This is a genomic window from Verrucomicrobiia bacterium, assembly GCA_035629175.1.
GTDB lineage: Bacteria > Verrucomicrobiota > Verrucomicrobiia > Limisphaerales > DASXHY01 > DASXHY01.
In genome coordinates, this window is sequence record DASPIL010000047.1 from 15,696 (window position 1) to 28,121 (window position 12,426).

General features: G+C 58.8%; 5 protein-coding genes. All 5 read right to left on the minus strand.

The features are described from left to right. Window positions 1-176: 176 nt before the first annotated feature. Window positions 177-2,438: a glycoside hydrolase family 2 TIM barrel-domain containing protein gene (locus tag VEH04_07905; protein ID HYG22689.1), complete on the minus strand. Its 2,262-nt coding sequence runs from the start codon at window positions 2,436-2,438 to the stop codon at window positions 177-179. A gap of 1 nt (window position 2,439) precedes the next feature. After that, window positions 2,440-3,072, minus strand: a complete 633-nt coding sequence (locus VEH04_07910; GenBank protein HYG22690.1) for a response regulator transcription factor — start codon at window positions 3,070-3,072, stop codon at window positions 2,440-2,442. A gap of 8 nt (window positions 3,073-3,080) precedes the next feature. Beyond that, window positions 3,081-6,119, minus strand: a complete 3,039-nt coding sequence (locus tag VEH04_07915; protein ID HYG22691.1) for a two-component regulator propeller domain-containing protein — start codon at window positions 6,117-6,119, stop codon at window positions 3,081-3,083. Window positions 6,120-6,266: 147 nt separating this feature from the next. Then, window positions 6,267-8,546, minus strand: coding sequence for a GH92 family glycosyl hydrolase (locus VEH04_07920; GenBank protein HYG22692.1), 2,280 nt, complete (start codon window positions 8,544-8,546; stop codon window positions 6,267-6,269). Between the two features lie 62 nt (window positions 8,547-8,608). After that, window positions 8,609-12,382 (minus strand): immunoglobulin domain-containing protein, encoded by a 3,774-nt coding sequence (locus VEH04_07925; protein HYG22693.1) that lies wholly within the window; start codon window positions 12,380-12,382, stop codon window positions 8,609-8,611. Window positions 12,383-12,426 lie beyond the last annotated feature (44 nt).

Below are 12,426 nucleotides of genomic sequence, written 5' to 3' on the forward strand. Positions count from 1 at the left end.
TTTCGACTGGAAGTTTTGCGTTTCGGTTGCCGGAATTGTCGACTTCGAGTCAGAGTGACGATGACGTTACTCCTGCTTGAACGAATGTCATGTGGCATGAAATGGCCACAGCACTGAAACCGGTCCGTCGCGCAGACTTGGAATCTGCGGGTCCCGTGAAGCTTGTGAAAAGGCGCTCAGCGCGTGCTGGAATTCTCGTCCACTCTGACGATTCCAACGTCGATGTATTGTCCTCCGCGCGACTGGTGGCAATGCACGGCGAGCACGTTCGATCCCGACTGAAGCACAGCCAAAGCCTCCGGCAGTATCTCAATTTCCTGGTAGGAGGTCACAAAGCCCGACAATTTCGCCGCGAGCACCCCGTTGAAATAAACCTCCACGTCCTCGTCGTGGTGAAGGAGCAATCGCAGCTTGCGAGGATCGCCACCGTCCCATCGAAATTCGCGGCGAAGCCAGATGTCGGAAGTGGCCCAAGCTGTATTCACCAGTGTCCCCGGAGTTTCCTTCGTTCCAAATCCACCGAGCCCTTCGCTCCACGCGGCATCGTTGAAATCAGTCTGGTTCCACTCCGCCGCAGGGCGGCTCGTGGTGAACTTCCACAGGACACGGCCATAGAGCATGTTCGGCGCAATAATTTCGAAAGGCGGGCGGCGGGCCTTCCCCGTCGTTGCATCACGCATCACCTCGACATCCATCTTGATGACCGCCCGATCATATGTCATCAGGCCGTTGCATTCGGTCTCGACGTCCGTCGTTTGGGTGTAAACCGCGGCGGTGAGGCCAAAGAAATCCTTCAGCAGGTGGGCGCGATCCCACAAACGCGTAAATGTCTCGGTGAGCGCCTTTTGATCGGGCATCTGTTGATATCCCCAGAACGTATCCGACCAGGTATGCCCGGGACGGCCCAAACCGATTCCCCCAAACTCTCCCACCACGCTGGCTCGCCCAGCCTCCAACGGAGGCGCATCGGGACCGGGATAACTATGAACATCGAACACATCACCCGCACGCTTGTCGGTCCAGCCACTTGCGTTTGAAACCAGACGTGACGGGTCGAACGCCTTCACCCAGGCTGCGAGGCGTTCTGTGTCGTATTGTCCCCAGCCTTCGTTAAAGAGAACCCATAGGACGATCGAGGGGTGATGCCGCCGGGTCTCAATCATTCGCTGGAGTTCGATCTCGAACTGGGCCTGTCCTTCAGCGCTGTTGTTTTTGCCACTGGGCATATCCTGCCAGACGAGCAAGCCTAGTTTATCACACCAATAATACCATCGCGCCGGTTCCACCTTCACATGCTTGCGCGCCAGGTTGAATCCGCACTGACGCAGCACCTCGATGTCATAGCGCAACGCTGCATCCGTCGGAGCCGCATAAAGGCCGTCGGGCCAGAATCCCTGATCGAGTGCGCCCGCCTGGAACACGAAGCGATCGTTCAACTCTATCCGGATCACTCCGCCTGCATCTTTCCTGAGGCCCACCTTGCGCATCCCAAAGTAACTGGAAACCGAATCCAACTCGCGATCGGCATCGCGCAATGTGACACGAACGTCATAAAGGTGGGGATCATCGGGCGACCAAAGCCGCGGCGTTGGAATGACGAGATCGAATTCGCGGTTTGGCGCCGCCGTCGCGCGGGCAATCTCCTGCCCGCCCGAAAACGCGATCACTTCGACCAAAGATTTAGCCGTGGCGTGCGGCACGACTGCCTTCACGCGAACGCTGCCGGCGTCGACGTCCGAAACCAAAACCAAATCGTCGATGCTTTGTTTGCTCACAGGTTCGAGCCAGACGGTTTGCCAGATACCCGAACTCGGCGTGTAGAAGATTCCTTCGGGTTCACGCGATTGTTTGCCACGGGGCTGGTCCGCCTCGGTCGGATCATCAACTCCCACGATCACCTCCTCCCTGCCAGACCAGGTCAGCCGATCAGTGATGTCGAAGGAGAAGGAGTCGTACCCGCCGCGATGTTGCCCTATAAACCGGCCATTGATAAATACCCGTGCCCGCCAGTCCACCGCGCCGAAATTCAAGCGAACGCGGCGGCCCTTCCACCCGGCCGGAACCGTAAATGCACGCCGATACCAAAGCGTCTCGGTCTCATCCAGGCGGCGCATGACTCCCGACAGCGCAGACTCGACCGGAAAAGGAACGAGGATGCGTCCCGTATACTGGGTTGGAACCGATGTATTTTCTGGAACAATGGTGAAATCCCAGAGTCCGTTGAGATTTGTCCATGATTCGCGGACGAGCGAAGGGCGCGGATATTCCGGATGGGGGTTTGCAGGGTTTACATCAGCGGCCCACCGCGTCAGCAAAGGACCCGAGGCAGGCCGCCACTCGGTTGCGGGCTGGGCCCCCGCCAGCCATGAGAGAGTTGTCCAGCACGCCATGAACAACAAAGCGCGGTGACTGCAAAGAATGAGACCCTGGCAAACCATGTCACTGCCTCAGGTATTTCGCCACAGCCTCACCCGAGGAGCGCACGTGAAGTTTTTCATATATCCTGCGGATGTAGTTCCGGACGGTATGAATGCTGACCCCAAGATGGTCGGCAATCTGTTTGTAAGCCTGCCCTTCAGCCAAACCATCCAGAACTTCACGTTCGCGCGGCGATAACTCGCCAATCTCGCTCTTGTGGGGAGTGGGCGCCTGCATCGATTGGACGACTTTTCGCGCTATCGGAGCGGACATCGGCGAACCGCCTTCATGCACTTCCCGGATTGCCTCAAGCAGTTTTGCCGGGGCGACGCGCTTCAACAGGTAGCCGCTGGCTCCCGCGGCCAGCGCGCTAAAGATTTTCTGGGTGTCTTCGAAAACCGTCAACATCACCACCTGGGTCTTTGGCATCAGCGGCTTGAGCCGCCGCACGCACTCGATCCCGCTCAGGCCGCCGAGATTGATGTCCATCAGCACGACGTCGGGCTGTTCTTTCGGCAATTGTTCCAGCGCCTCTTCGCCGCTCCCGAAAACGCTCAGGCAGCGAAAGCCGGGTGCCGCCCCAACATAGCCAGCGATGTTCTCTCGCAGCTCGGCTTCATCGTCGACGATTGAAACAGTGATTGGCGCTTGCATGGTTCAATTCAGGTTCTTGCCAGCGGAACGGAAAACGTCACGACGGTTCCTTTGCCCGGTTCGCTTTTCATGTCAAATCGTCCGCCTACCACATCCAATCTCGCCTGCATGTTCCGCAACCCATTGCCTCGGCGGCTGGAAGCCCCGGCAGAGGGGGTCGCGGCAAGGGATGCAAACGCTTGCTCGACTTCAAAGCCACGGCCGTTGTCAGCAACGCGGATCGTGAACCGGCCGCCTTCCACGTACATGTCGATTTGAATGCGTGATGCTTCGCCGTGTTTCAAGGCGTTGTTCAAGGATTCTTCGAATGCGAGAAACAGGTTGTGGCGCACCTCAGCCGAAAGCGGGTGATCGGGCAGGCCCCGTGCAATCCGCAGCTCGCATTGCACCGACGTGTTCTGCAGGTACTCCGTCGCATACTGCCCCAGGTATGCGGCGAGGTGCTCCAGCGTGTCATTGTGGGGATTCACCGCCCAGACAATTTCGTCCAGCGATTGAAGCAAATCCCGCGAAGTCCGCGCAATGGAATCCAGCTTTTCGGCGACGCGCTCGTTGCCGTCGGCTTCACCCTTGGCGCGTTCGCTCATGAAAGAAATCTTCGTCAGCTTGGATCCAATTTCGTCGTGCATGTCCTGCGCAATGCGCATGCGTTCGCGCTCCATCGCTTGTTGCTGCGCGAGCGCGGCGAGGCGTCGTCGAAAGCGGCGGTTGGAAACGATCCGAACGGAGCAAGCCACTCCCACGACACCGGCAAGAGAGTAGAACCCGATTGCCCATGCTGTTCGCCACAATGGAACAGGAATTTCGAAATCAAAAACCGCTTCGTCTGCAAACCACGCATCGTCCTGCAATCCGGCCTGCACCCGAAACGTATAGCGGCCATACGGAAGACGGCCGTATTCAACGTATCGGGAACCTCCACCACTGCGCACCCATCCAGGATCAAAGCCATCCAGCCGATGCCTGAATCTGATTTTCTCAGGTTCGGAGAAACGGAGGGCGGTGAATTGGATCCTGAGCGACTGCAGATCAGAGGCGAGCCTGACCGTGCGCGCGTGATTGGTTGTCAACGTGGCGCCATTCACTGTTTCCCAAGGCAACGCCGTGTTATTGACTGCAACCTCCTCGATCAGGATGGGCGGCTTCACGCGATCCAGCATCGCTGAACGCAAATCAAAGACAGCAATGCCGCCAGCCAGCGCGAACCAAAGTTCGCCCGCACCTGTTCGCACCGCTTTCGGCCAGCCGAAATTCGGCCCAGTGGCAGAGATGGTTTCCGAACGGTAAATCAGTTGCGGTCGCACTGCCGAAACCCCCGCAAGCGCTGAACTGATCTCGTGTCGATTCAACCGGTAGACGGCATTCGCCGTGCTCAGCCAAAGATCGCCCACTCGATCGTGCACGATTCCCCAGATCGCATGCTCGGGATTTCCTGGATTGATATCCCAGCTCTTGAACCGGCCGTTTGCAAGGCAGCCGAGCTGGCCGAAGGACGTTCCCACCCAAAGCCGCCCCTCTTCGTCGACATGCATGGAGCGAATTGCCTTTCCGTCGAATGCGGGCGGATCCGTCATGGGATGAAACAAGCCATTCGTCCCGGAGAAAACCCCGCCATTCGCGTATCCTACCCACAGCTCACCTGCAGGCGTTGTAAGAATTGTCGTCACCGGTTCGGCCGGCAGTCCTTCCTCGATTCCATAGGTTGCCGGCTGAGCTCCAATTTCAAAACGGTGCACTGTTCCCGACGCGGTGCCGGCCCAGATGGCTCCCGCGACATCAGCAGCGACTGCAAAAACGCGATCGTCAGAAAGCCCATGTGCGGTGGTGAATCGGGTGGCTGCCGCCCCCGCAAAACGGAACAGGCCGGCGCCTGGCGTTGCCACCCACAAACTCGAATCCTCGGCCACGGCGAGCGACGACACCATGGTCTGAAACGGCACGCTGTTTTCATTGGCAAATATTTGGAGGTTCTCGGCCGTTCCCCAAAAAATTCCGCCTCGTTCGAATCCCGCCCACGCGCGTCCGTCCGCGATGGCCAGGCTGTTCGCAGGCCTGTCCGGAAGGCCGCTGCCAGCGGTCAGGAGCCGCATGTTCCGGCGTTGGAGGCGGGCGAGGCCGCTGCCGTGCGTTGCCAGCCACAGGTTCCCCTCTCGATCCTCACACAGCGCCCGAACATCGCTATCCAGGCCGCCCGAACCCAGGGACACGGGCACAAATTGATTATCGGCAAAACAATAGAGGCCCTTTCCGCTGGTCCCAATCCAGAGCTCGCCACCGCTGCCCTCGCACAAGCTCCAGATGCGGGTGGACGAGGTTAGATTGCCGCTGCCGAAATGGTTGAGATGCTTTCCTTCGTTGAGATTGACCAGGTAAGTGTCGCCGAACGCCCAGAGATTTCCCTGTCTGTCCTCATAAACGCCAAGGGACTCCGGGCTGCGGCCCGGGCTGTCTGTCTGAAACGGAAAGGCATTGATGCGTCCATCCTTGAACTGGCAAATCCCGCCACGCGTCGTGATCCAAACCGTTCCGGAACGCGCGCCACTGACATTAGTCACGAAGTCGTTCGGCAGCCCATCGGCCGTGCTGTAGCGGATAATTTGTTCCCCGTGAACCCTATACAACCCGTTCGGCGTGGCGATCCAGATTCCGCCCTGCGTATCCTGAGCGATGCTGTTGATCGTCCGTTCGAGCAGGCGTTTGCCCGGTTGAAACCGCCGAACCTCGCCTTCAGCAAAAACCAGCAATCCGTCCCGTTGCGTTCCGATCCAAAGGCGTCCTGAACCGTCTTCGCACAACGAAGTGACATTCACCGCCGTCGTGAACGGAACAAACCGCACGCCGTCGAAACGTGCAAGTCCTGAAGCTGTCCCAACCCACAGGTAGCCGTCCTTGGCCTGGAGTACGGAAGTTACGATGTCATCAGGCAGGCCCTTCTTCTTGTCCCACATCGTTACGGTCAAATCCTGCGGCAACAATGGGACAGGCGCCCCCCCTGCCCAGGAGGGAACGCAGAACAGCGAAAGCAAGATGCAAAGGCGAAACATCATGACCACGAAGCAGCCGAGTGACGTGGCTGCATCGCGTCACACTATCGACCACTACCGTTGGCGCGCCAGTGCAAAGGGCAGGCTGCGACGGCGGGATGCGCAAACACCTTGCCGCGGATGCCGCACCTTCCTGCAGCAAAGGGTCCGCTAGCGCAGGAGATCCATCGCTGATCCTGGCCGAGCGTCCTTGCCCGCGCCCCATTTGTAATCCGGCGCCGATGTCATTTCGAAGATCACCTCACCGCCTTCTGCGATTTGATCATGGGTGAGGAAATTTTTCTGCAGAGCAGCGCCGTTAACCGTGGCTCCTCGGATATAGGGGCGCTGCGGTCCATTGCCGCGCGCTGTCACTGAGAAAGTTTTTCCATTTGGCAACTGAATGACAGCCCGATCGAACAACGGGCTTCCGATCACGTATTCCGTTGTTCCAGGAGTGACGGGATAAAAACCGAGCGCGCTGAAAACATACCAGGCCGACATCTGGCCCGTATCTTCATCACCGCACAAACCGTCAGAGGTCGCATGATAAAGACGGCTCATGACTTCGCGTGCACGGGCCTGCGTTTTCCACGGCTGCCCCACGTAGTTATACAGGTAGATCATGTGCTGGATCGGCTGATTGCCATGTGCGTATTGGCCCATGTTCAATGCCACCATCTCCGTCATCTCGTGGATCATGTTTCCGTAGCTGCCGACATTCACGTCGGGCGGCGTGTAGAAAACCGCGTCCAGCTTTCGACCAAATGCGTCGTCGCCGCCCAGCAGCCGGATCAAGCCCGGCACATCCTGGAACACGCTCCAGGTCCAGTGCCATGAGTTGCCTTCAGTGAAGGGGCCGCCCCATTCAGTCGGGTCAAATTTCTCGTTCCACGATCCATCAGCCTTGCGCCCGCGCACAAAGCCGGCCTCGGCGTCGAAAACGTTTGTGTAATACATTGCGCTGCGCGCGAACCGCCCGGCCTCGCTCTCCCGGCCGATCTTTTTCGCGAAGAGGGCGAGGCAAAAGTCGTCGTAGGCGTACTCGAGAGTTTTCGCTGTTGCTTCCCGAACCTCAGGATACGGAGCATAGCCGTTCTTCCAGTAATACTCCGCGCCATCCCGCCCAATGGACGGACAATTTTTGGGTGCGGGAGTCGTCGCATCGTGAATCATCGCCTCGAGAGCCTGCTCAGCGTTGAAGTTGGTGACGCCTTTAACCCATGCATCAGCAAGCAGCGAAAAGGCATGGTTGCCAATCATGCACGCGCGATGTCCCGGACTCGACCACGAAGGCAGCCACCCGCTCTGCTCGTACGCGGCAAGCAGGCTCTGCATGATCTCGCCGCTGATCTCCGGGAATAGAATGTTATACAGTGGATGCGAGGCTCGGAAGGTGTCCCAGTAGCCCGTGTCGGTGTACATGTATCCGGGATGTATCTGGCCGTCGTAAGGACTGAAATAAATCGGTTCGTTGCGTTCGTTATACTCGTGGAACCGATGCGGAAAGATGACGCTGCGGTAAAGGGCGCTATAGAATGTCCGCTGCTGTTCCTCCGTGCCGCCCTCGATCTGGATCCGGCCGAGAGCCTCGTTCCACGTCGCATCAGCGCGTTGCAATACGGCCTCAAACCGGGATGAGCCGATCTCCCGTTCAAGATTTCGTTCCGCCTGCGCGGGGCTGATATACGAAGAAGCCGCCCGGCATTCAACCACCTTGCCCCTGGCGGTATCGAACTTCACGTACGCCCCCACATGAGCGCCTGCGAGCCGGGTGCCGTTTTCCTGCACCTGTTGCGGTGTCCATGTTCCATGGCTCGTGAAAGGCCGATCGAATACAACCACGAAATAGTTCGAGAAGTTGTTTGGAACGCCGCCATTGTTGTTGCGGCACACGCCGATGATCTTGTTTTCGGACGGGACGACTTCGACCACGGATCCGTTTGCAAATGCGTCGAGCACTACATAAGCGTCGCCCGCCTCGTCGAAAGCAAAACGAAACGCTGCGGCGCGCTCTGTCGGGGTGACTTCAACCGTCGCCTTCCAGGTGTCGAGGCGCACCTTGTAGTAACTGGGACGCGCCAATTCATTATCATGGCGAAACTCCGACGCTCGGTCGTCCTCCCTAACCGCCAGTTTTCCGAAGACAGGCATCAGCGAAAAATTGGCGTAATCGGCGATCCACGGGCTGGGCTGGTGAGTCTGGCGAATGCCGCGAATGCGATTCTGCCGGTACTGATAGAAGAACGAATCCTTGGCAGGCTGTGTGTACGGCGCCCACTTGTTCATGGGAAATGGCACCGCGATCGCCGGATACGTGTTGCCATGCGAGAAACCATGGGTGGAATCGGTGCCCTGCAGCGGATTGGCAAGCGATACAAGGTTCGTACCGGCGACAGCCGCAACCGACTGCAGCACCAGGAGAGTGAGCGAAACATTCAGGTATTTCATGAGTATTTGTAAAAGCGGCCGGGGCTTTTGCCCCGGCCGTCTGGGATCCAACCACCTGCGTCCTATCGAACCAAAATCTTGAAGAACTTCTGCGGCCCGGCCGGCGTCACTTCATGGGGCGATGTCGCCGCCGAGTTTGTCGTCCACGGCCCAGCCAGATTTGTCGATTCCATCAAGCTCCCTTGCGACCACGTCAGGTTCAACTTGCCACCCGCAAAGCTGGTTCCCACGTTCACGGCGGGAACACCGCCGCTGAGCACCGTGAGACTGCCCGAAGCCGTGGTCTCATCCAGCGCTCCGGTTTGTCCGCGCCACGATGCAGGGAAGTTCGCAGGATACGCGGAGTTCAATTGGGCCGCGGTGTAGGTGCCGGCGGCAAGTTCAACTCCGTTGATGACAACCTTCCCGAACGTGTGATTGCGGGTCAGGTTGAGGCGCCCGTTGAGCGTCAGGGTCGCCGCGGGGCTGACGATGTCATAGCTGGCCTGCAAAGCGCCCTGAGCCCCAACTAGGATATTATTTGTTCCGAGCGAGCCGGCTCCACTGCCGATGACGGTTCCGACCACGATGTTCCATGTGCCGGAATAGGTGTTGTTCGCGCCCGCGATGTTCAATGCCGCGACCCAGTTTGACTGGAAGTTGCTGTTGGGATGCGCGCGATACTCGATCGTGCCATTTCCAGTCAGCTGGCTTTGGAGGGTAATTGAGCGGGAACTGGTGTCCTCCGTCGCAAAGATCGGCGTGTTCGCAATGACGTTCATTTCACCCGTCAGGATCGCGCTGCCGCCGGAGTTGATGAAGTTGAACAACTGGCCGCCTGCCATCACGAGCTTTTTGAAATGCACGGTGCTCGGGTTGGATCCTTTGAGGATGACCGCACCCGCACCTGTTCCTGGAGGATTGGCGAACACACCGTTCCCCTGCACAGTCAGGATCTCGCCCGGGAACGCCGCGCTTGCGCCTGTCGCAGGCGTGCGCATTGCGCCTGTCGAAGCGATGAAATAACGGCTTCCTGGTTTTGCCACGGCCGAGTTGGATGCGGCCAAGCCGTCGCTCCAATGCTCACCCGTGTTCCAGTCCTGCGGATTGCCCTGAACCACGGAGAGCGTGATGTCTTCCGCGGGGCTTGCCGGCATCACGCTGAGCGTCACGGTTGCGCTCACTGCGGAGCCGAGGCTGTTCGTCACGACGACGACGTAATCGCCCGCGTCTGCCGCAGTGATGTTCGTGATGGTCAACGAAGCGCTGGTCGCACCCGAGATGCGGCCACCATTCGCAATGCTGGCATACTCACTTCCGTTCCACTTCTGCCATTGATAATGGAGCGGAGCCGTGCCGCTGGCCACGACGGTGAAAGTCGCAGTCTGCTGCTCATAGAGGTTCTGGGATGCTGGCTCGCTGGTGATGCTCGGGATGAACAGAGAAACGCCTGAACCCGCAGAGAACAGTGTGGTAAGCTGGCTTTCGCTCAATGCTCCGCCAAAGATCGCCACGTCATCCACCGTCCCGTTGAACCCGCGGTTTGCAGGTGCAAAGGGGTCGTTGCCGATCATCGTGGTGCCGTTGAAGGTCTGCGCAACGTGAGTGTATGCACGGCTGGATTTCACCAGGCTGCTGGTGTTGATCACGTAAATGGTCGCATTCGTCGGAGTCACCACCAATGCCGCCAGCGACCACACGTTCTGCGGCGCGATAACTCCCGAGTTCCATCCGTAGGTGTTCGCGTCGTTGTTCCATGTGTACCCGAGCGTGTAGTTTCCATTCACGTCCGTGGCTGTGCTGTAATTGAATCCAGCCACATTGGTTCCGCGATGGAAGACGATGCCGTTGGCGGACCCCTGCGGGCCGGCAGGATTGATCCAGGCGACAATCGTCAATGAATTGGTCGTAATGCGCCACGGCTCCACGGTTATTTGTGAGTCAGCGTAACCCTGAAGGAACTGCACCGCGCCATTCGGGCTGGCAAAGCCTGGATATCCGATCTCCGGGGCCGGCCCGGAAACTCCGCTGAGGGCGTTCAGCGTGATCGCACCATATACGCCGTTGAACCCGCCCGCAAAATCGTGCGCCACCGCGGTTCCTGTCGAAGTGTCTTCCGTTTCGTTCAAGCGGTAGAACGCAATCGGATTCACCCCCAGGACGGAGTTCCCCACCGCATCCTCAGGGAGAACGACGGTCAACTGGGCCACCACGCTGGTGGAGGAGCCGTTGAAATTCGATACAACGACGTCGTAGTTGCCGGCGTTTCCCGTGGCAACGTTATTGATGAGGAGCGACGGAGTGTTGACTCCCGAAATCGTGCCTGAATTGGCGAGATTGACGCCGCCCTTGCGCCACTGATAGGAAACCGTTCCTTCTCCGACCGCGCTGACGCTGAACGAAGCAGTACGTCCGGCATAGAGCGCGAGGTCTGCCGGATGTTCCTGCACGAGGGGACCGATGGGTGGCAGTGTTCCAAACGGTTGCACGGTGATGGCCCCGGAACCGCCTGGCAGGAATGTGTTCGGATAAGCTGCTGCGAGCGCGGAGTAGAAGTGTGTGCCGGGCGCGAGCGGCGTGCCCTCAATGTTTACGGCTGCGAACGCGCAGTTTTGATGGAGCGCCATCCGGCCTCCGTTGATCAACGTCAGCGTGCCGGCACTGTTCACGTTGTAGCCCGGTTCAAACACAGCAGGACCGTCCACCGCAAATCCGCTGAAGGACGCGTCCAAAATATAGGCCGGATCCACGGTGATGTCGTTCGTCCCGAACGAGCCATTCGTGGCAGCCGTGAGCCAGCCAGCCTTGACGACAATGGTTCCAGTGAAACCGTTCGTTCCATCAACCCGGGAAATAACATTGGTGGGCGATTGCATCAGCACGAGCCGTCCATTTCCAGCCAGCGGGCTGTTGATGCGCGAAACCTGCAACGTGCCGCCGCTGATCGTCGTGACGCCGGTGTAGGTGTTGGTGCCGGAAAGCGAGATGGTTGCCGTTCCGATTTTCGCAAGGGCAAGGTTTCCATTTCCATTCACCAAGTTGCCCATGAATTCGCCGCCGCCCGTATTCCCATTACCAATGGTGAGAGTACTGGCAGTTCCGGCAGCGTTGTTCAGGATGGTTCCGCCGCCACCGCTCAGGCTGCCGACGGATTGGCTGGTGCCGTTCAGGTCCAGCGTGCCCCAACCGCGGTTGTTGTTGCTGTTTTCAATTGTCAACGGCGCGGTTGTCGAACCCAGTGTGCTGCCGCCACCCAGCTGGAGAGTGTCCCGTGCGTTGAGGACCGTGCCTCCCGTGTAAGTGTTGGTGCCCGTCAGCAGAACACGTCCACCCGTTGCCCCGTTTGCTGCCGCGGCGCCAATGCGGAGAGCTCCCGGGCCGCTGATATCTGCTGCAATCGTCAGGGGGGCGTTGGCCTGCGGATCAAGCTGGCCGCCATTCGCGGTGAGATTAATGTACCCGTCGACCACTTGAAGAGTTCCGTTCCACATTCCGATCGTTCCGCCGTCGAGCGTCAGCCCGGTTTCAGCGCTGGATCCGAAGGTGTACGTGCTGCCGCCGCCCGCCGTTCCCTTCAACGCAAGCAAGCCGCTGAACCCGTCGCCGATGATCGTCAACGAGCGACCCTGGAACGTGTAGGAGTTGTTGTCCTGCGGCGTTCGGAGCAGAAGATTCTGGACCACATAATCGTTCGCAGGATTCGGCGCAGCATCCGAATCCCAGTGTCCCTTAAGGTTGAAACTCGTGGTGCCCCCCGCATCGTTGTTGGTGAGACTGATGGATGCAGCGGAGGCATTACTGACAAAACCCGCACCGATGAGGCCGACCGCAAATGAGATTATTCGATTTCGATTCACAACTTAAACTGGATTGGACGCCGGTCAGGCGTTGCAGACAAACA

Coding starts and splice junctions, on each gene's coding strand:
- VEH04_07905 (HYG22689.1), bottom strand. CDS start 2,438: ATGGTTTGCCAGGGTCTCATTCTTTGCAGTCACCGCGCTTTGTTGTTC.
- VEH04_07910 (HYG22690.1), bottom strand. CDS start 3,072: ATGCAAGCGCCAATCACTGTTTCAATCGTCGACGATGAAGCCGAGCTG.
- VEH04_07915 (HYG22691.1), bottom strand. CDS start 6,119: ATGATGTTTCGCCTTTGCATCTTGCTTTCGCTGTTCTGCGTTCCCTCC.
- VEH04_07920 (HYG22692.1), bottom strand. CDS start 8,546: ATGAAATACCTGAATGTTTCGCTCACTCTCCTGGTGCTGCAGTCGGTT.